Here is an 18,731-nt window from a genome sequence, read left to right as displayed (position 1 = left end):
ATCATAGCAAAGTGAGGCGAAAATGCCAAAAGAAAACCGCTTCCCCGAAGAAGCGGTCGTGTGTCGTCCCGTTCTAGCTTACTTTGCTGATCGTTTGTGCCAGGGCGAAGTCCTTGCCCGTCAGCCCTTTTGCTTCACGGGTCGCGAGCGTAAAGGTGACAGTCCCGCCAGCCAAATGAATCTCCACATGCTGACTGTCGTGCTCAAGCATCTCCGCCACGCGATTCACGAAGCTTACGGCCGTGGCGAAGTCTCTACAGTGGTATGTGCGCGACAGCGCCATCCTGTCCTCTACCAGCTTCCAGCCCGGAACCTTGCTCAAATACAGTTTGACCTGCTCCAAAGACAGCTTGCTCACTCACATCGCCCCCCTTTTGTCCGATGAACGGTTGTAACACCATCATATTCACCTGACAGAAAGGTTAGTCACGCTTATCCGCACGACTTATTGCTTGATCGCATAAAAAATCATGCGTGGCGATTGACTGGCTATATACGGTTCGAATTGGTAGTTGCCAAAAACTTGAATCTGTCCGAATCCGGCCTGCTCCAACATCGCGATCATCTGTTCGACAGAAAAAAGCCGGACTTGCTCCAAGTATTCACGCTTTTCTTTGTCCGTATCGTCTGTAATCCATATCCGTTTCTTTACGGCTCCGTCCTCGATCCACCGTTTTTCCTCAATGAACATTCCATTGACGTGCTTCGTGGAATGCGGGACGAGATGGCTCGTGACGTAGGCTGGATTCAAGTAATCGATGACGACCTCGCCGTTCGTTTTCAATGCTTGCGCCATATTGCGAATGACCTGCGCGTTTTCCTCATCAGAAGAGAAGTAGCCGAAACTGGTAAAGAGGTTAACCACGATATCAAATTCGTCCCGATAGGGAATATTGCGCATGTCACAGCGGGCGAAGCTGAGCCGCGGATCGTTGTTTTGTTCTTCGGCCAGCTGCAATAATACAGGAGACAAGTCGACTCCGACCACCTCGTATCCCCTGCGAACCAACGCACGCGAATGCCGCCCGCTCCCACAGCAAAGATCCAGTACGCGTCCCGTGTCTTTGACAGGCAATCGCTCCAACAGGTTGGCGATCTCTTCATCGGCTGCCGAATCGTCCCGATGCTGGTAGACAAGCACGTAATCTTCGCGAAAGCTGCGTTCAAACCATTCTTCTGCCATTCCCTAGCTCCTTTAATACCAAGATTTCTTTATTATACCACAGGAGGGTTTGTCCGCAGCCGATTTCCCCCGGGCAAAGTGCAGAGGAAATGCCAATAACAACTTTACATACATACAGTCTGTATGTTAAATTTTCATTACGAACGGAAGGGAGAGATTGTTGTGAAAGTATCCAGTTTTTATCCGGTTATCCTGTCTCGGCAAGTGGGCGTTAGTGCCCGTTTTTATGTGGAACACTTTGGATTTGACCTCGTTTTTGAAGCGGATTGGTACGTGAGCTTGAAGCACAGCAAGGGCGACTTCCCTTTTGAGCTGGCTATTTTGCATCCCGATCACGACACTATACCGTCCGGGTATCGAACCTCTACCCAAGGTCTGATTCTCAACTTCGAAGTAAATGATGTTGATGCGGAATATGACAAACTCATCCAAAAAGCCGGGCTTCCCGTGCACCTGGATATCCGGGATGAACCGTTTGGGCAGCGTCACTTCATTACCTCTGATCCAAATGGCGTCCTGATCGACGTCATCACCGTCATTCCTCCCACGGAAGCGTTCAGCAGCCAGTACGTCGATCAAAACTGACGGTTGGCCTCATCCTCGATCAGATCAGATAGGAGCAAGAGAAACAGCATGAAAGTATCGAAAGCACAACAAAGGCAAGAAACGATCGCGAAGCTGCTGGAAATAGCGAGGGAGCATTTTTCCACCCAAGGGTACGCCCATGCCGCAACAGAGGACATGGTCAAGGAAGCGGGACTGACGCGAGGAGCCTTGTACCATCATTTTGGCAACAAAGAAGGGCTGTTCCGCGCCGTGCTCGAATCCGTGCAAAAAGAAATCGCAGAACAAGTAGAGACGGAAGCTGCCAAAAGCCAGGACCCGTGGGAACAGCTGTTGAACGGTTGCCGCGCCTTTGTCACGTCAGCCGTCGAACATCGCAACAGACGGATTTTGCTCATTGACGGCCCTTCCGTTCTCGGCTGGGAAGCTTGGCGGAAAATGGACGAGGAACACAGCATGCAACTGCTGCAAGCCCAACTGCAAAGCATGGCAGAGCAAGGTTACCTTGCCGCTGTGCCCATCGAGGCTTTGACTCATCTGCTCTCTGGCGCAATGAACGAAGCTGCGCTCTGGATTGCCCAAATGCCTGACCAGGCGCACTCTCTGGAACAGATGGCCAGGGCCATGACGCTGATGCTTGAAGGCTATCGGGTCAAATAAATAGCCAGACGAAAAACCCCCTGCCTATGCTGCTCGCGGCGCATTTGCCAGGCAGTATGGATAGGGGGTTATGTTATTGGGCGAATTGTTTGGTCAACTTAAGTCAACCGCGTTGCCCGTCCCAGGCGAATTTTTTCCGCCGCTCGCGCAATGATGCTCTCGACAGAAGCAGGGTCATCGACCACATCGTATTCGTTGATGTTTACTCGCAGAACCGGACAGGATGTAAAGGAATGAATCCAGCCTTCGTAACGGTCGAACAAATCGCGCCAGTAATCGATCGGCGTCTGCTGCTCCATCGGACGTCCACGTTCCTGAACGCGGCCGATAATATCGTCGAAGCTTCCTTCCAAGTAAATCAGCAGGTCGGGATGCGGGAAGTACGGGGTCATGACCATCGCTTCGAACAGCTCGGTATATGTTTTGTAATCTTCTTCTGTCATGTTGCCTTGCTCGTACAGCATGCGGGCAAAAATCCCGGTGTCCTCGTAAATCGAGCGATCCTGGACGAAACCGCCGCCATAGTCGAACATCCGCTTCTGCTCCTTGAAACGCTCCGCGAGAAAGAAGATTTGCAGATGAAAGCCCCAACGGGACAAATCGTTATAATAACGGCCAAGGTAAGGGTTGTTGTCCACCTTTTCCACAGACACGCGGAAACCAAGCTGATCGGCAAGCGCATGGGTAAACGTCGATTTTCCGACACCTACCGTTCCGCCGATGGTAATCACTGCATTGCCCGGTATCCCGTATTTTTCACGAAGGTGGCTGTTTTGAAACCTAGACATGTACGCAACTCCTTATTGAAATACTTGCCAATCACGCGGCATTCGTAACCTCTATTTCTTTCGCAACTCCTCAATGCGCGGCAAAATCTGCTCCATCATCCATTGCCGATCCTCCGGGCGATGCACGAAATCCAGCTCGTCACAGTTGAATTTAATGACAGGCACATCCGGGTGGTGCTTCTCAAACTCGTCCATGAACTCGTTGTAATCGGCGATCAAATTTTCCATATAACCCACATCCATCGTCCGTTCCACTTCGCGATCGCGAATGGCAATCCGCTTCATGACCGTATCGATGGAAGCCGTCAAGTAAATGACCAGATGAGCCTGCGGCAAATCTTCTGTCAGGATATCATAAATTTTAAGATACTTAGGAAGATTGTTGTCTGACAGGGTGCGTTTGGCAAAAATCGTATTTTTAAAAATATTATAATCGGAAACGACAGAAATGCCCTGGTTGAGGTAATGGGAGTGAATATCTTGCAACTGCTTGTAGCGGTTGCACAGGAAGAACATCTCCAGTTGGAAGCTCCACTCTTCGATGTTTTCGTAAAATTTTCCTAAAAATGGATTCTCATAGACGATCTCTTCCAGCAATTGCACGCCGCATGTTTGGTGCAGTTCCCGCGCCAGGGAGGTTTTTCCTATTCCGATCGGTCCCTCAACGGTTATCAATATGGACTTCATATAAGCGTCTGTTCCTTTCCGAAAAATGAGAGCACTCCATATTTTAGCACGCGTCCTTGTATTTGTCGAAACCATTCGCATTATGTCGCTAGCCATCTTTTGCCAGCAAAAAAACTGCCCCCGCTGGCTGGGCAGTCTGGACTTTCTACGTAAAATACTCCACTTTCGCCTGGGGAAACAGCCGGGCAATTTCTTTTTCCAGATGCGCCTGCAAAGCTTTTGCCTGAACATCCGGGTAGACGTATTTGCCCTTGCCGTACTTGCCCCATTTATATTTGCGTTCTTCTTCGTTCATCACCAGCTTGGTCTTCGGATAGCGCGCGAGGATCAAGCTTTTGGCGATTTTCGTGAAGCGATGCTGAATCAGCTCAAAGGTCAGATCGGTCATCGCTTCCGGGACGAGCTGGCTGCTCAGCCGTTCGAGCAAATCGGTGTACCCCTCTTCCCATCCGTCAAACCAGTACAAAGGAGCCAAAATAAAGCCGAGCGGATATCCGGCTCGCGCCACTTTGCCTGCCGCTTCAATACGCTGTGCGAAGCTGGAAGTACCCGGCTCAAAATTTTTGATCACAAAATCGGCATTCATGCTGAAGCGAAAACGGGTGTGCTTGTTGTGCTGCGCGTCCAGCAATGAATCGACATGGTGAAATTTGGTGACAAACCGCAGTCGCCCGAACTCTTCTTTGCCCATAAACTCGATCGCGCGTTTGAGGTTGCCAGTCAAATGCTCGATGCTGACCGGATCGGACGTACAGGCTGCCTCAAACCTGGTGATCTCCCCCGGACGTTTCTCGATATATGTTTTGGCCTGGGCAAAAATTTCGTCGGTATTGACGTAGACGCGAATGTACGGCTTCGACCCGACATTCGTATTCAAGTAACAGTAGTGGCAATGAGCGGCGCACCCTGTCGCCAGCGGAATCGCGTACTCGGCAGACGGCTTGGAAGGCTCGAACTTCATCGTTTTGCGCACGCCGATGACGAGTGTCCGTTTGGCATTGCGATATTTTTCAACATCCGTTTCTCCGGGAATGCCGCGAACCTGGTTGTGACTGGTTGTCATTTGCAGCGGAATCCCTTGCTCTTTGAACCGTTGGTACAGCTCTTGTCCGAGCGGATAGTCCAGGGCATTCGGCTCGACGAACACGTAGTCGGGCACAAACAAACCGGAATCTTTTCGCCCTGTTTTCGCGGGCGCTTCCAAGAGTGTAGTCGCCATAGGCACAGATCCCTCCCGTGCCTAGTATGGCCCACAGCGCCCTGCTCGCCTCAAGGAGAACGCTGGCTTTTGGCCTGCTCTCGCTACAATCCGCTTTTGAACTCGCGCAACCGCTCCCTCGCTTCCGCCGCCTGGCTGATGGGCACTTGCAGCGTGTACACATGCCCGCCCTTTTTCGTCTCCCTGGACAACAGTCTGACCCGGATGCCTTTCATCTCCAAATAGATGCGACACTCGCTCGCCACCCTGGGGAGCCCGTACGACTCATGAATCGTTACCCACTTGGTCCACATGCCTTCTCACCCTCGTTGCTTCTTCCTCCTTTACTGTAAGCATCAAGAAGGCTATTGGTTCGCCAAAAAAGCAAGATTGCCTATTTTCCCAAAACCGTTTTGGCTCTTGCGGCGTCTAATGTTTAGTAGGAGGGGAAGATTGTGAATCTCGAACAACTTGTCGGGCAAGCCAGGCAAGGGGACGACGAAGCCTTTTACCAGCTGATTTGCCAGCAGCAAAAACAGCTGTACAGCGTGGCTTACGCCTTTTTGCGCAACGAGGCAGACACGCTGGAGGCCATACAGGAGGCCACCTGCCGCTCCTATCTGCGCTTGTCCCGCTTGAAAGAACCCGCGCATTTTCGCACATGGCTGACGCGCATCCTGATTCATGTCTGTCTGGACGAGCTGAAACGCAAAAAACGGTTCGCCTCCGACTGGCATGCCGGAGAGAGCTTCGCTATTCCGATCGGCAGCCAGACGGAGCAGACGGCGGAAAAACTGGTCATTGAGGAAGCATTGGCCAAGCTGACACCGATGTATCGCAGCATCATTCTCATGAAATATTTTGAAGACCTGACCATTCGGGAAATCGCTTCGAGACTCGGCTATCCGGAAGGAACCGTCAAGACTTGGCTGCACAAAGCGTTAGGCGCCTTGCGAAAAGATCTCGGGAAAGGCTGGTGAATCGAACGTTATGGATTTCGATACGGATATGGAAAAAACAAAATCACAGCCGCTCCCTGACATGGAACCGTACATTCGCCGCGGCATCGCGCAAGCCAAAGAGCAAAAACGCATGCACCGACGCAATCGGCTGATACGCCTCTACTCAGGACTTGCGGTGTGCTGCATTCTTTTTGCCTTCGTGCTGTCCGTGCGCCTCTCCCCTGCCGTCGCCGCTTATGTCAGCGAGCTGCCCGGGATGGATAAGATCGTGGAGCTGATCCGCGATGACAGAGGGCTGCAACGCGCCGTGGAGCACAAAATGGTTCAGGATATTGGCACGAAAGCTTCCTTGTCCGGCATCACCTTCACCATTGACCAGGTGCTGACCGACCAGAAGCGCATGCTGCTTTTTTACACACTCAAGCACGAGCATACAGGGCAAAAAGTTGCCTTGCGCGGCGTGAAACTTTTGGACGCATCTGGCAAGGAATGGGAACATGGGGCGAACTGGGGCAGTATGGGAGTAGCAGCAAACGTGGAACATAAAGACCGGATCGATGTTTATGTCCCGGAAGCCAGCGTCATCCCCGAGTCTTTGACAGCCGAGGTGACGTTTGAAATTGATGACGTCAAGCAAGATTCGTCGCTCTCGGTGACGTTCCCGATCGACCGCAGCAAATACAGCGCTTTTGAGAAAAAAGTGTACCCTGTCGACAAGCAAATCACGGTAGACGGACAATCGCTGACCATCGAACAAATTACGGTCTTCCCGACGCAAACAGAGGTGAGCATCCGCTTTGATCCGGCAAACAAAAAGCACATTTTCGGGTTCGATGACTTGAAGCTGGTCGACGAAAAGGGGCAGACGTACGCTTTTTGGGGTAATGGCGTTCCGGTTCGGAACAACGGAGAAAATAGCAAGGTGTTCAATCTGGAAAGCATTTATTTTCTGGAACCGCAGCAGCTGTTTTTGAAAGCAAGCGGGATACGGGCACTTGATCGCGACAAGCTGCAAGTCGTTATTGATGCGAAAAAGCAGACGCTGGTCAAAGCACCTGACGACAAACTCAAGCTGGCCGCGCTGCGACAAGTTGACGATGTGGTCGGGCTCGACCTGGAACTGCGGGTGGAGGAAGAGTCCGATCGCCACCTTTTCACCTATTTTGGCAACGATATTACGGACAATCGGGAAAACAAATATGAGTATGTCCAAGGAACCACCTCGACAATCGCTTCGCCGGATGGGCGAACGCAAAAACACGGATTGCTCTTCAAACGATTGACGAACAAAGGAACTATCGACGATTACTCCCTCATCTTGACAGACTATCCGACACGTCTGCAAGGCGAGATTACGGTACAAGTCAAATGAGCAAGCAAAGGCCCTGCGAAGGATGTGCTTCTTCTGCGGGGCCTTCCTTTTGTGCCATACAATTAATCGACAACTGCCCAATGGTTGGTCGGGCCATGGCCGCCGCCCAATTGCGGAGCCGTTTTGATCGCCTCGAAAATAAAACGGTTCGCCTTTTCTACCGCAACGTGAAGCGGCGTCTTTTTCGCCAGCTCGGCGGTAAGGGCAGCGGAAAAGGTGCAGCCTGTCCCATGAGTATGTCTGGTTGGGATGCGTTCGTGCGACAGCTCCATAAAGTCGCGGCCATCAAACAAAATATCGACGACGGTATCCCCTTCCAGATGACCGCCTTTCATCAACACATTGCGCGCTCCCAGCGCATGAATGACGCGGGCAGCCTCCCGCATCTCTTCCGGGGTATGAATGGACAAGCCTGTCAGGCACTCGGCTTCGGGCAAGTTTGGCGTCACCACTTCGGCGAGCGGGAGCAGCTCTGTTTTCAGAGCGTCAATCGCTTCGTCCAGCAGCAGCTTCGCTCCGCCTTTGGCGATCATCACCGGGTCTACGACGAGCTTTTGCAAGCCTGCGTCGCGAACTTCTGCCGACACCGCACGAATAATCTGGGCGTCAAACAGCATGCCTGTCTTCGCCGCATCGGCGCCGAGATCGCGAAGCACCTCGCGCATTTGCTGCGCCACCGCCTCTGTCGGCAACGGGTATACTCCCGCTACTCCCAACGTATTTTGTGCAGTGACAGCGGTAATCGCGCTCATCCCGTAGACGCCGAGCTGGTGAAACGTTTTCAGATCGGCCTGGATGCCTGCCCCTCCCCCGCTGTCTGATCCTGCTATCGTCAATGCTCTCGCAATCGTACTCATGAATTTCCCTCCTGCTCAACCACCTTTTCTCCTACGAGTATATCATCCGCATGTCCCATTCGGTATACTAAGGAGTGATCACCAACCGCAAAGAAGGGATTTTCTCATGTCTTATCGCTTGTTTTACTGGCTGACCGTCCTGATCCCGACGATTATCATCGGCGGCTTCGAATTTGTCCGCCACGATTTTTTGCTGCCCTACATGTCGATGGAAACGGGAAATGTGTACATCACCTTGATGACACTGGTGCTGTCTTATTTGTTCGCGACGTGGATGTTTCGCACGATCAAGCAAATGAACGCGCGGATCGTGGAAGAACAAGCCCGGCGCGCCGTTTACGAGGAGCGCGAGCGTCTGGCGCGGGAGCTGCACGACGGCATCGCACAATCTTTGTTTTTTCTCAATGTCAAGCTGAAGCAAGGTCATCTGGACGAAGCCCGCGTGGCGGTTTCCGCAATCGACAATCACGTCCGCCAAGCCATTTTCAACTTGCGATCGTTGCCTGAGGAAGGCAGCTTCGACCAGCGGCTGGAAAAATGGCTGACCCAGTGGAGCGCTTTGTCCGGCGTCGATGTCGTCTGGGATTTGCGCGTGAAAGAAAGCTTTTTCACTCCTGCCGAGGAAGTGCAGCTATTCGGAATCATTCAGGAGGCGTTCGCCAATATTCGCAAGCATGCGCAGGCCAAGCATTCCTGGATTCGACTGACCACAGGCGAGCCGCGCAGCTGGCAGCTCGTGATGGAGGACGATGGCGTGGGCATCGCCCAGACCAACCCGGATACGAAAAAATACGGCTTGTCCATGATGCGCGAGCGGGCCAGACAGCTGAACGCCGCGATTGATATTCAAAAACGGGCTGATGGCGGCACGATCATCCGCCTGACCGCTCATGCTGGAGGTTTTTCGCAATGAATGCATACCGTGTCCTGATCGCCGACGACCACCCGATGGCTCGCATGGCGATTCGCTCGCTGCTTGACCCCGATCCTTCGTTTGAAGTAATCGGAGAGGCTGACAATGGCGAGGAAGCTTTCATCCAATGTGGAAAGCTCCAGCCCGACCTGGTGCTGATGGACATCAACATGCCGAAATGGAGCGGTCTGGAAGCAACTCGCGAAGTGAAAAAAGCGTACCCGCACATCAAGGTCGTCATTTTAAGCGTCTCGGACGATGTTGCCGACCTGATTACCGCCATCCAGTTTGGCGCTCAAGGCTACCTTTTGAAAAATTTGGAGCCGGACGACTGGATCAACTACTTGCACGCCTTGCTGGGCGAAGACAGCGAGCTGACGCGTGAGATGGCAACGAGACTGATGTACCGCTTCCGGCAGGAGGAGCACGTGGACGATCTCGTGCCGGATGTGCTCACTCCCCGCGAGCGGGAAATCGTCATGTACGTGGGGGCGGGCAAAACAAACCGGGAAATCAGCGAAGCGTTGATCATCGCTGAAAACACGGTCAAAAACCATCTGAAAAACATTTTGGAAAAGCTGCAACTGGCGAATCGCGTCCAGCTTGCCGCTTACGCCGTCCGCCATCATCTGATCATGAAAAAGTAGTCTCCCATTCGAAAACAGTTGCTTTCCAAGCCAACCACTGTCATCCTTAGAAAGACTTGTTTTACGATACAAGATACCAGAATGGCAGGTGAACCACATGCTCGAAGTCAAAACCTCCAAGCTCAGCAACGGAGAATTAAACAGAGGCGTTTTCGCCCTGCGCGATTTCACAAAAGGCGAATTGCTCCATGAAGCTCCGGTTCTTCCCTATTTGAATGAAGAACATGAGCACATCGAGAAAACGCTCTTGGCTGACTACGCATTTGAATACGGTGCGAACCATACCGCATTGTTACTCGGATACGGCATGTTGTTCAATCATTCCTACACGCCAAACGCCACGTACAGCATCAACTTCGACAACCACACGTTCGATTTCTACGCGTACCGTGACATTCAGGCAGGCGAAGAAATTTTGATCAACTACAACGGCGATGAAGACTGTGACGATCCGCTCTGGTTTTACGAAGAAGAGCAGTCCGGCGAGCAAAAGGAATAGGCAAGCAGCACGACAAGGCAGGTGAGCGCTCACCTGCCTTTTTGCTTTTCGTTTTCAACTGTCTCAACTGACAAAGTCGAGATCAAGCTTGCGCTGCTCGACAATCGTGGTGGCCACGTCTTTTAGCGATTTGCCAAATTCTTTTTCCAACAACAGAAAACGCCTTCACGCATGTAACCCACGCGCTAAAGGCGTCGTTGTCCGATGCTGCTTTAGTTGCTCGGCGCTTCGTAGCTGTAATACACATACGGGTCTTTCGGAGCCTGGACGGGCTGGATGTGCGCTGCCTTCAAGACGAGCATGTCAAATCCGTCTACCTTGCGCAACTCCAGCTTCCCGCGCACTTGAACCCAGCTGTCCTTCGCCCATTTGCTTGCGCTCTCGCTCTCGACCAACACGCCGAAGACGCTGGCGTCGGCCGTGCAGCAAGTGACCGAGAAACGGGCGACGACGAACTGGTTGCTGGCGAACCCCGGCTCTTTGTAGACAAAACCGAGCGTCTCCAGCTCTTTTCCCGCAAAATCCTGGGCGTACAGCTCCAACGTCGTCAGGCCGTCCAGGAATATTTTGTCATTCAGTTTGATGACTGGCTGTTTGTACATCGACGTAGCGATATCGGTGTAAAAGTCACCGAAGCCGCCATTGGAAAAATGATTTTTCAATTCGGCATCGCTCATCCCCGGTTTGATCGGGGTAGATGCAGGGGCTTGCGCTTCCTGCCCGGTGGCTGTCGATGCAGAAGCAGCGGCTTGCCCTTCTTGCCCGGCTGCTGGCGATGCAGAAGCAGCAGCTTGCCCTTCCTCTCCGGCTGCTTGCGATTCAGAAGCAGCAGCTTGCCCTTCCTGCGCGGTTGCTGACGACGCAAGAGCAGCGGCTTGCCCTTCCTGCGCGGCTACTGACGATGCAGGAGCAGCGGCTTGCCCTTCCTCCCCGGGTGCTGACGATGCAGGAGCAACGGCTTGCCCTTCCTCCCCTTGGGATGACGTAGCCTGTTTTGCTTTTTGTGCCTGCTCGCCGCTCGCCACCTCGGACAATTTGCGCACGTCATTGCTCAGCAGAGTCACCCCGCGCTTTTCCGCGATGGCACTTCCCAATATTTTGTCCGGCATGAAAAAGCCCATGAAAATCGGCAACAAAAACAAGCCGTAAATCAGCACCGAGCCCCAGCGCGTACGTGGCACGTGATGCGCGTCTTCGCAGTCACAATCGTATGCGTGGTGCCTGCCAGCCACCAGTTGACGCACGCTTACGAACGTCAAAATCACGAGAATGCCCAAAGTGACATAGCTGAGCATGTGCAGCTTCGGTGCGAGGTAATGCCCCAGCTTATCCGTCCAGATCAGGTAAGACAGCAGCCCGGTGAATCCGGCTAAAATCAGGCTGCGCATCCAGTCGTGCCCGGACCTGTTCGACTTTTGCATACTTTTCCCTCCTCTAAATTGGCATCAACAGCGTAATGACGAGCACCAGTATGGTAATGACAGCAATCAGCTTGAGGACAAAGCCCAAGCGGAACGTCCCGAGCAGCATCAAGGTCGTCTTGAAATCAAGCATCGGACCAAAGACGAGAAAAGCCAAAAGCGAGCTGCTCTGGAATGTCCCGGAGAACGAAGCCGCAATAAAGGCGTCGGCTTCCGAGCAGAGCGAAAACAAATACGCCATGCCCATCATCACCAGATGAGAAGTAAGCGGCGTTTGTCCGACAGCCACCAGCGTGTCACGGCTGATGAACACTTGCAGGATGCTGCTGATCAGCGCTCCAAACAACAAAAATTTCCCCATGTCAAAAAACTCGTCGACGGCGTGGGCAAATGTCGCAGACAGCTTGCCGCGCATCGCTTCTGCATGAGCGGTTTCGTGGCGGATTTCCGCTTCTACCCCATGTCGCAGCGGATTCTTTTTCACAAACAACAGAACGAGAAACCCGGCGATCAGCGCTACGAGAAACCCGGCGATTCCTCTGTAGAGCGCCATGTCCGGCTGCCGCGCAAAGGCAATGTACGTGGAAGACAGCACCACCGGATTGACAATCGGTCCTGCCAATAAAAACACCACGCCCACGGACACGGGCATTCCTTTTTGAATCAGACGGCGAACGACCGGGATAATCGCGCACTCGCACACAGGAAACAAAAAGCCAAGCAGCCCGGCAAACGGCAGCGCAACGAGCGGATGCTTCGGCGTCCAGCGTCTGACTTGCTCCTCGGAGACAAACGTCTGAATGAACGCGGAAAAAAACACGCCGAGCAAAACAAACGGGATCGCTTCCAGCACGATGCTCAGAAAAAACGTTTTGACATCCAGCCAACGGGGAGACCATTCTATGCCCAAACCGGAAAACCAGTTGCCTTCTCCGCCGACCGTAAGCCATACAACTCCAAGTCCAAGTATAAGCGCCCCCACAATCTCAAAGAGAAAATGACGGATTTTAGCAACCACCTGTGATGTCCACTCCTTTTTGCAAATCGTCATCATTCCTAATTAGACACGGATTAGGCACTTTCCTGCTGCTTCCCGTCTTTTTTTCTGAATCATTCCGTTTTATAATAGATACAACCAATTGTGCGGGGTGAAGAACATGGAGCTGGAATATCAGCGTACGACGGATGAAGCAGACGTTTGTGAAATCCAAACCGTGGACGAAGCGAAAGTAAACAGACTGCGGCCGAAAATGAGCGAAACAGAAGGAGTCGCTCCTCTGTTCAAGGCACTGGCTGACGATACCCGGGCAAAAATCATTTACGCCCTGGCTCTGGAAGGCGAACTGTGCGTGTGCGATGTCGCCGCGACGATCAACAGCTCGATCGCCAATACGTCCCACCATCTTCGCCTGCTGCGAAATATGGGGCTGGCCCGTCATCGCAAAGATGGAAAGCTCGTCTACTACGCGCTGGACGACGATCATGTGCGTCATTTGATCATGTGCGGGATTGAGCACGCGTCCGAGTTAAAGCAATCGAAAAAAACAACCCGTAGTTGAACGGAACTTTTGGAAGGTCGTCACGTTTGTGGCGGCCTTTTTTTGTTCGTTTGCGAAAACACATTCAAACGATTGCTTGAATATAAGATTGAATGTGGTATGATTTAGGTAAATTCCCGCTTGAAAGAAGGTTTCACCCATGCACAATTACGAAGTCATCATCATCGGTGGCGGCCAATCCGGCCTCGCGCTTGGTGCTCTGCTCCAGCAACGGAAAGCTCGCTTTGTCATTTTCGAAAAAAACGGGCGCTTGGGAGACAGCTGGCGAAAACGTTATGATTCGCTCGTGCTGTTTACCGCTCGGCAAAACAACGGGCTTCCCGGCCTGCCCTTTCCCGGAGAGCCGCAGACGGTTCCCACCAAAGATGAGGCAGCAGACTACCTGGAACAGTACGCTGCGCATTTCCAGCTGCCTGTGCGCCTGAATACAGCTGTCCAGCGGGTAGAACGTACAGCATCCGGCTTTCTGGTGCAGACAGAAGCAGGAACAGCGCGCGCCAAAAACGTCGTCGTGGCGACAGGCCCTTTTCAAATACCGTACATCCCGCCGATTGTCGAGCGATTGGCCCCCGATGTCGTGTCGCTGCATACGGCGGACTACCAAAACGAGCATTCGTTCCGGGACGGGCCTGTCCTCGTAGTCGGAGCAGGCAACTCCGGTGCGCAGCTTGCTGTGGAACTCGCCAGACATCGCCCTGTGATTTTTTCCAGCGGGCAGACCCGGCTTCATTTGCCTTTGTATGTTTTGGGCAAAACTATTTTTGACTACATGCAACGGTTCGGCTTGCTTGATGCTCCCCGCTCCTCATGGGCTGGAAAGCAATTGATGAAACGACCTGATCCGATCTTTGGCTACCGCGAGGAAATGAAAGCTCTGACGAAAACCGGAGCCTTGCGCCTGACGGAACGCACCGTTCGCATTGCGGATCGCACCGCCTATTTCGCAGGCGGCGAGCAGGCGAGCTTTCCAAACATTTTATGGGCCACCGGATTTCGCCCTGACTATAGCTGGCTTGCGATCCCGGACGTACGCGATCCAAACGGCTGGCCACGGCACGAGCGAGGGGTGACAGAGGTGTCCGGCCTGTATTTTCTCGGGCTTCCCTGGCAGCATTCCCGCGCTTCCGCACTCATGGGCGGCGTAGGCAAAGACGCCCTTTTTCTGGCAGATCGACTCGTTCGCTAAACGATCCTATCGAGGAGGAATCATTATGGGCTTGCATCATCACGATCACGGAGATGGGCATGGGCACGACCACCATCACCACGGAAAAGGCGCCAGCAAAAAAGCGCTGTTCACCTCTTTTCTGATCATCACTGTATTTTTGATCGTCGAGACGATCGGAGGTTTTTTGACCAACAGTCTCGCGCTTTTGTCCGACGCTGGACATATGCTGAGCGATGCCTTGGCACTGCTGCTAAGTCTGGTCGCGCTCCATTTTGCGGCCCGGCCGCCCTCTGCCCAAAAAACATTCGGCATGAAGCGCTTCGAGATTCTCGCCGCTTTGACCAATGGCGTCACGCTCGTCCTGATTTCCCTATTCATCTTTTGGGAAGGATTCCAACGTCTGCTCCAGCCGCCTGAAGTCGCGAGCGGCAAAATGATCATCATCGCTTCCGTCGGCTTGCTCGCCAATATCGCCGCAGCCTTCGTCCTCATGCGCGGCGATTACAAGGACAACGTAAACGTGCGCAGCGCCTACCTGCACGTGCTGGGCGATATGCTCGGCTCCGTAGGGGCAATCCTCGGCGGTGTGCTCATGCTCGCCTTTGGCTGGTACATCGCCGACCCGATTATCAGCATCGTCGTCGCCTTTTTGATCATGCTGAGCGCATGGCGCGTGACGAAGGAGTCGGTCAACATTTTGCTGGAAGGAGCGCCTTCCCGTATCGATACGACAAAAGTAGAAGCGCGGCTCGGACAGCTTGACGGCGTGGTGAAAGTTCACGATTTGCATGTTTGGACCGTCACTTCAGGCTTCGACTCTTTGACGTGCCATCTGATTGTGCAGGACGATTTGCCGAGCTACCCGATTCTCGATGCCGCTTTGGCGCTGTTGCAAAAAGAGTTTGGCATCACCCATGCGACGATCCAAATCGAGAACTCTTCCATCTCGCATGGAGAGTTGCATTGTCAGGGTGGGACGGGGGAGCATTCGCATGATCATGAGCACTCCCATGACCACGGGCATTCGCATAACCAAGAGCATTCGCACGACTCCGAGCACTCGCATGACCACGGGCATTCGCACGACCGCGAGCACTCGCATAACCACGACCATACGCATGACCAAGAGCATTCGCACGACCACGAGCACTCGCATAACCACGGGCATTCGCACGACCACGAGCACTCGCATGACCACGGGCATTCGCATAACCGCAACTAAATCAAACGCCTATGACCACCTGCCACGCTCGCAGCCAGTCGCACGATTATAGCCAGCCGCACAACCACAGGTACCCGCACGATCATCAACACGACACGAGCACTCACACGACCATAACCACCCACACCGCCCCATTCCCCACTAACAAAAAAAGAACCATCTCCCGCTCGTGCGCTAGAGATGGTTCTTCATTTTTATCCGCTCGGATTAGTCTTCCATCGTGGACAGGTCGCCTGTCGGCAAGCCCAGTTCCCACGCCTTCAGGACACGGCGCATAATTTTTCCGGAGCGTGTTTTTGGCAGCTTGTCGCGAAACTCGATTTCACGCGGTGCAGCGTGAGCAGCGAGTCCTTCCTTCACGAACTTGCGGATGTCATCCATCAAGGCTTCGCTTGGCTCGTAACCCGCGCGCAAGGAGATGAACGCCTTGATGATTTCGCCGCGCAGCGGATCAGGCTTGCCGATTACGCCTGCTTCCGCAACAGCCGGATGCTCGACCAGCTTGCTCTCGACCTCAAACGGGCCGACGCGCTCGCCGGAAGTATTGATCACATCGTCAATGCGACCCTGGAACCAGAAGTAGCCTTCCTCGTCCTTGTAGGCGGAGTCGCCAGATACATACCAGCCTGGGATGCTGAAATACTCTTGGTATTTCGCAGGGTTGTTCCAAATTTGTCTCATCATGGACGGCCAGCCGACGCGGATCGCCAGGTTGCCCATCCGGTTTGGCGGCAGCTCGTTGCCCTGATCGTCGATAATCGCCGCGTACACGCCAGGGAAAGGCTTGCCCATGGAGCCTGGCTTGATCGCCATGCTGCGGTAGTTGGAAATCAGCTGTCCGCCTGTTTCCGTCATCCACCAGTTGTCGTGAATACGGTGGTTGAACACGCGCAGTCCCCAATACACGACTTCCGGGTTGAGTGGCTCGCCCACGCTCAAAACGTGGCGCAGACTGGACAGATCGAAGCGCTTCACCACTTCGTCGCCCGCTCCCATCAGCATGCGGAACGCGGTCGGTGCGCTGTACCAGACGGTCACCTTATTTTTTTCGATCGTTTTGTACCAGTCTTCCGGTGTGAAGCGGCCGCCGCGGATCACGTTTGTCACGCCGTTCAGCCACGGTGCGAAAATTCCGTAAGAAGTTCCTGTCACCCAGCCCGGATCAGCTGTACACCAATAAACGTCATCCTCTTGCAGGTCGAGCACCCATTTTCCGGTCTGGTAGTGCTGGATCATCGCGTTGTGGACGTGCAGCACGCCTTTTGGCTTGCCAGTCGATCCGGACGTATAGTGCAAAATCATGCCGTCCTCGCGATCCACCCACTCGATTTCCAGCTCGGAGGATGCTTCTGCCATCGCTTTTTCGAAGCTGACTTGTCCTTCCTTCAGCTCCTCTTTTGCCCCCACGACAATGACGTGCTTCAGTGCTGGCAGCTCGGATACAGGGATGCGCGGCAAGAGAGCCGGCGTCGTCACGATCGCGGTCGCTTCGCTGTTTTCCAGACGGTCGCGCACGGCAGCTTCCATGAACGCCTCGAACAGCGGGCCGACAATCGCGCCCACTTTGAGCGTTCCTAAAACGCTTACATAAAGCTCTGGCGTACGCGGCATGAAGACGAATACGCGGTCGCCTTTTACAATCCCCAGATTGCGCAAAACATTCCCGAATTTATTGGACAATTCGCTCAACTGTGCAAAGGTGTAGGTCTCTTCTCTGGTCAAATCGCTGTACATAAGCGCGATCTTGTCCTTGCGCTCCGTAGAAAGATGGCGGTCAATCGCTTCATACGCCATGTTTACTTTTCCCGTCTCATACCAGGAAAATTGCTTCTCGACTTCCTTCCAGTCAAATTGGGCGTACGTCTCGTCGTAGTTCTCCAGGTTGAATCGGCCTTCTGTCGCCGGAATTTTTTCTACATTCATACTCTCACTCTCCTAAACCCCAAATAGAATTCTTCACTACGCAACATTCATAATATTTCTGCACTTTTCGATAAATTCCTTCTGCCAGAACCTACTTATTCGAAAAGCGAAGAAATCGAGTATAATGACACTACCTTAGAGATAAAGGAGATGGCCGGAAGAGATGCTATGGTTTTTGCTAGTTGCCGCTCTCGCCTTGCTCTTCATAAAAGCGTACCGCAATACATTTGACGTCCATACCAATCATGTGACCATACCGCTCGCTTCGTCGCCGCATTTGCGTGATCCGCAAGATTTCGAACCGCTCAACATTTTGCATTTGTCCGATTTGCACATGGAAAATTTGTCGATTGACCCGATGCGAATCGTCCGCGATTTTTCCGGGCAATCCGTCGATCTGCTCGCGATTACCGGAGATTTGCTGGATCGCCACAAAAACATCCCGAAAGCAGTCGCCTACGTAGAAAAGCTGATGCAATTGCAGCCCGCGCTCGGCACATTCGTCGTTTTTGGCAATCACGACTACGTGCTGTCGCCGCTCAAACTCGCTCAGCTCAAGTCGGAGCTGGAACGGATCGGCTGCCAGGTCCTCGTCAACCAGCACGTCACGGTCGAGCATCACGGTCAACTGCTGCATGTGATCGGCGTCGATGATTTCAGCACACGCCGAAGCCAATTGGAAAAAGCTTTTCAATCCGTTCCGAAAACGGGGGCGCGCCTCGTGCTCACCCATGATCCGAACCTCGTCCTGCAAATGAAAGACTACGCCTACGACTATTTGCTGGCGGGACATTTCCACGGCGGACAAATTCATTGGCCGCGCCCGTACCATCTTGTGAAAATGGGCAAGCTCGTGCGGCTGAATATGGTCAAAGGTCTGCACGAGTTTGACGGGCGCCCTTTCTATATAAGTGAAGGACTCGGCCAGACGGGACTGAACATCCGCCTGCGTTCCCGCCCGGAAATCACGCTGCACACGATGGGTGGCGTCCCCCAGGAACCGTTTGTGGGCACGCCTGTGCAAACCGCAAGCTTGCAGGAAACCGCCGCCACACTCGCCTAGAGTACGGTATAATAGACGTACGCCAGTTGTTTGTGACGGAGGTCG

At 53.3% G+C, this 18,731-nt stretch carries 20 protein-coding genes and 1 pseudogene; 11 read left to right on the top strand and 10 right to left on the bottom strand.

The window, feature by feature from the left end; all coding sequences use genetic code 11:
- Positions 1-73: 73 nt before the first annotated feature.
- Complete coding sequence (locus tag HP435_RS11020) at positions 74-358, bottom strand: 4a-hydroxytetrahydrobiopterin dehydratase (protein WP_122965670.1); 285 nt, start codon at positions 356-358, stop codon at positions 74-76.
- 87 nt (positions 359-445) lie between these two features.
- Positions 446-1,183, bottom strand: coding sequence for a class I SAM-dependent methyltransferase (locus HP435_RS11015; RefSeq protein WP_173595598.1), 738 nt, complete (start codon positions 1,181-1,183; stop codon positions 446-448).
- A 162-nt stretch (positions 1,184-1,345) separates the two neighbouring features.
- On the opposite strand from HP435_RS11015, the gene HP435_RS11010 reads away from it, so the two are divergent.
- Positions 1,346-1,768 (top strand): VOC family protein, encoded by a 423-nt coding sequence (locus HP435_RS11010; RefSeq protein ID WP_122965668.1) that lies wholly within the window; start codon positions 1,346-1,348, stop codon positions 1,766-1,768.
- A gap of 48 nt (positions 1,769-1,816) precedes the next feature.
- Complete coding sequence (locus HP435_RS11005) at positions 1,817-2,407, top strand: TetR/AcrR family transcriptional regulator (RefSeq protein ID WP_173595597.1); 591 nt, start codon at positions 1,817-1,819, stop codon at positions 2,405-2,407.
- Between the two features lie 98 nt (positions 2,408-2,505).
- Here the strand turns inward: HP435_RS11005 and HP435_RS11000 are convergent, their stop codons facing one another.
- From HP435_RS11000 to HP435_RS10985, 4 genes are all read right to left on the bottom strand, one after another.
- Positions 2,506-3,195, bottom strand: coding sequence for a deoxynucleoside kinase (locus HP435_RS11000; protein ID WP_122965666.1), 690 nt, complete (start codon positions 3,193-3,195; stop codon positions 2,506-2,508).
- A gap of 51 nt (positions 3,196-3,246) precedes the next feature.
- Positions 3,247-3,882 carry a deoxynucleoside kinase gene (locus tag HP435_RS10995; protein WP_122965665.1) on the bottom strand — a complete coding sequence of 212 codons (636 nt, stop codon included), beginning with the start codon at positions 3,880-3,882 and terminating at the stop codon, positions 3,247-3,249.
- A gap of 145 nt (positions 3,883-4,027) precedes the next feature.
- The gene (splB, locus tag HP435_RS10990) at positions 4,028-5,101 is read right to left on the bottom strand and encodes a spore photoproduct lyase (protein ID WP_173599750.1); all 1,074 of its coding nucleotides are present in this window, start codon (positions 5,099-5,101) and stop codon (positions 4,028-4,030) included.
- Positions 5,102-5,184: 83 nt separating this feature from the next.
- Positions 5,185-5,394 carry a hypothetical protein gene (locus tag HP435_RS10985; RefSeq protein WP_122965663.1) on the bottom strand — a complete coding sequence of 70 codons (210 nt, stop codon included), beginning with the start codon at positions 5,392-5,394 and terminating at the stop codon, positions 5,185-5,187.
- Positions 5,395-5,535: 141 nt separating this feature from the next.
- Here HP435_RS10985 and HP435_RS10980 point away from each other — a divergent pair, with 141 nt between their 5' ends.
- Together HP435_RS10980 and HP435_RS10975 are read left to right on the top strand one after the other, a co-directional pair.
- Entirely contained in the window at positions 5,536-6,060 is a 525-nt protein-coding gene (locus HP435_RS10980; RefSeq protein WP_173595595.1) for a sigma-70 family RNA polymerase sigma factor, read from the top strand.
- A 10-nt stretch (positions 6,061-6,070) separates the two neighbouring features.
- Positions 6,071-7,414, top strand: a complete 1,344-nt coding sequence (locus HP435_RS10975; protein WP_173599751.1) for a DUF4179 domain-containing protein — start codon at positions 6,071-6,073, stop codon at positions 7,412-7,414.
- A gap of 62 nt (positions 7,415-7,476) precedes the next feature.
- On the opposite strand, the gene thiD is transcribed toward HP435_RS10975, so the two are convergent.
- Positions 7,477-8,271, bottom strand: a complete 795-nt coding sequence (gene thiD / locus HP435_RS10970) for a bifunctional hydroxymethylpyrimidine kinase/phosphomethylpyrimidine kinase (protein WP_122965660.1) — start codon at positions 8,269-8,271, stop codon at positions 7,477-7,479.
- A gap of 106 nt (positions 8,272-8,377) precedes the next feature.
- Here thiD and HP435_RS10965 point away from each other — a divergent pair, with 106 nt between their 5' ends.
- The 3 genes from HP435_RS10965 (at position 8,378) to HP435_RS10955 (ending at position 10,330) form a co-directional block, all read left to right on the top strand.
- The gene (locus HP435_RS10965) at positions 8,378-9,184 is read left to right on the top strand and encodes a sensor histidine kinase (protein ID WP_122965659.1); all 807 of its coding nucleotides are present in this window, start codon (positions 8,378-8,380) and stop codon (positions 9,182-9,184) included.
- Entirely contained in the window at positions 9,181-9,831 is a 651-nt protein-coding gene (locus tag HP435_RS10960; RefSeq protein ID WP_063227749.1) for a response regulator, read from the top strand. Before HP435_RS10965 ends, HP435_RS10960 begins: the two co-directional genes overlap by 4 nt.
- A 97-nt stretch (positions 9,832-9,928) precedes the next feature.
- Positions 9,929-10,330 carry an SET domain-containing protein gene (locus HP435_RS10955; protein WP_122965658.1) on the top strand — a complete coding sequence of 134 codons (402 nt, stop codon included), beginning with the start codon at positions 9,929-9,931 and terminating at the stop codon, positions 10,328-10,330.
- A 212-nt stretch (positions 10,331-10,542) separates the two neighbouring features.
- Here the strand turns inward: HP435_RS10955 and HP435_RS10950 are convergent, their stop codons facing one another.
- Together HP435_RS10950 and HP435_RS10945 are read right to left on the bottom strand one after the other, a co-directional pair.
- Positions 10,543-11,751 carry a TIGR03943 family putative permease subunit gene (locus HP435_RS10950; RefSeq protein WP_173599752.1) on the bottom strand — a complete coding sequence of 403 codons (1,209 nt, stop codon included), beginning with the start codon at positions 11,749-11,751 and terminating at the stop codon, positions 10,543-10,545.
- Between the two features lie 13 nt (positions 11,752-11,764).
- Positions 11,765-12,769, bottom strand: coding sequence for a permease (locus HP435_RS10945; protein ID WP_173599753.1), 1,005 nt, complete (start codon positions 12,767-12,769; stop codon positions 11,765-11,767).
- Between the two features lie 139 nt (positions 12,770-12,908).
- Between HP435_RS10945 and HP435_RS10940 the strand changes: the two genes are divergently transcribed.
- The 3 genes and pseudogenes from HP435_RS10940 to HP435_RS10930 all read left to right on the top strand — a co-directional run.
- Positions 12,909-13,310, top strand: a complete 402-nt coding sequence (locus tag HP435_RS10940) for an ArsR/SmtB family transcription factor (RefSeq protein WP_063227745.1) — start codon at positions 12,909-12,911, stop codon at positions 13,308-13,310.
- Between the two features lie 139 nt (positions 13,311-13,449).
- Positions 13,450-14,496, top strand: coding sequence for a flavin-containing monooxygenase (locus HP435_RS10935; protein WP_173595592.1), 1,047 nt, complete (start codon positions 13,450-13,452; stop codon positions 14,494-14,496).
- 25 nt (positions 14,497-14,521) lie between these two features.
- Positions 14,522-15,508 (top strand): annotated as a pseudogene (locus tag HP435_RS10930) (cation diffusion facilitator family transporter); the annotation flags it as partial.
- A gap of 399 nt (positions 15,509-15,907) precedes the next feature.
- Here HP435_RS10930 and acsA read toward each other — a convergent pair.
- Positions 15,908-17,623 (bottom strand): acetate--CoA ligase, encoded by a 1,716-nt coding sequence (gene acsA / locus HP435_RS10925; RefSeq protein WP_173595591.1) that lies wholly within the window; start codon positions 17,621-17,623, stop codon positions 15,908-15,910.
- Positions 17,624-17,786: 163 nt separating this feature from the next.
- Here acsA and HP435_RS10920 point away from each other — a divergent pair, with 163 nt between their 5' ends.
- Positions 17,787-18,686, top strand: coding sequence for a metallophosphoesterase (locus tag HP435_RS10920; protein ID WP_173595590.1), 900 nt, complete (start codon positions 17,787-17,789; stop codon positions 18,684-18,686).
- Positions 18,687-18,731 lie beyond the last annotated feature (45 nt).

Source organism: Brevibacillus sp. HD3.3A (assembly GCF_013284375.2).
GTDB lineage: Bacteria > Bacillota > Bacilli > Brevibacillales > Brevibacillaceae > Brevibacillus > Brevibacillus parabrevis.
The sequence above is the reverse complement of the archived record's forward strand: the minus strand, read 5'-3'. Positions and strand labels throughout refer to the sequence as shown.

Coding starts and splice junctions, on each gene's coding strand:
- HP435_RS10985 (WP_122965663.1), bottom strand. CDS start 5,394: ATGTGGACCAAGTGGGTAACGATTCATGAGTCGTACGGGCTCCCCAGG.
- HP435_RS10995 (WP_122965665.1), bottom strand. CDS start 3,882: ATGAAGTCCATATTGATAACCGTTGAGGGACCGATCGGAATAGGAAAA.
- HP435_RS10935 (WP_173595592.1), top strand. CDS start 13,450: ATGCACAATTACGAAGTCATCATCATCGGTGGCGGCCAATCCGGCCTC.
- HP435_RS10955 (WP_122965658.1), top strand. CDS start 9,929: ATGCTCGAAGTCAAAACCTCCAAGCTCAGCAACGGAGAATTAAACAGA.
- thiD (WP_122965660.1), bottom strand. CDS start 8,271: ATGAGTACGATTGCGAGAGCATTGACGATAGCAGGATCAGACAGCGGG.
- acsA (WP_173595591.1), bottom strand. CDS start 17,623: ATGAATGTAGAAAAAATTCCGGCGACAGAAGGCCGATTCAACCTGGAG.
- HP435_RS11015 (WP_173595598.1), bottom strand. CDS start 1,183: ATGGCAGAAGAATGGTTTGAACGCAGCTTTCGCGAAGATTACGTGCTT.
- HP435_RS11005 (WP_173595597.1), top strand. CDS start 1,817: ATGAAAGTATCGAAAGCACAACAAAGGCAAGAAACGATCGCGAAGCTG.
- HP435_RS10965 (WP_122965659.1), top strand. CDS start 8,378: ATGTCTTATCGCTTGTTTTACTGGCTGACCGTCCTGATCCCGACGATT.
- HP435_RS10940 (WP_063227745.1), top strand. CDS start 12,909: ATGGAGCTGGAATATCAGCGTACGACGGATGAAGCAGACGTTTGTGAA.
- HP435_RS11000 (WP_122965666.1), bottom strand. CDS start 3,195: ATGTCTAGGTTTCAAAACAGCCACCTTCGTGAAAAATACGGGATACCG.
- HP435_RS10975 (WP_173599751.1), top strand. CDS start 6,071: ATGGATTTCGATACGGATATGGAAAAAACAAAATCACAGCCGCTCCCT.
- HP435_RS10950 (WP_173599752.1), bottom strand. CDS start 11,751: ATGCAAAAGTCGAACAGGTCCGGGCACGACTGGATGCGCAGCCTGATT.
- HP435_RS10960 (WP_063227749.1), top strand. CDS start 9,181: ATGAATGCATACCGTGTCCTGATCGCCGACGACCACCCGATGGCTCGC.
- splB (WP_173599750.1), bottom strand. CDS start 5,101: ATGGCGACTACACTCTTGGAAGCGCCCGCGAAAACAGGGCGAAAAGAT.
- HP435_RS10920 (WP_173595590.1), top strand. CDS start 17,787: ATGCTATGGTTTTTGCTAGTTGCCGCTCTCGCCTTGCTCTTCATAAAA.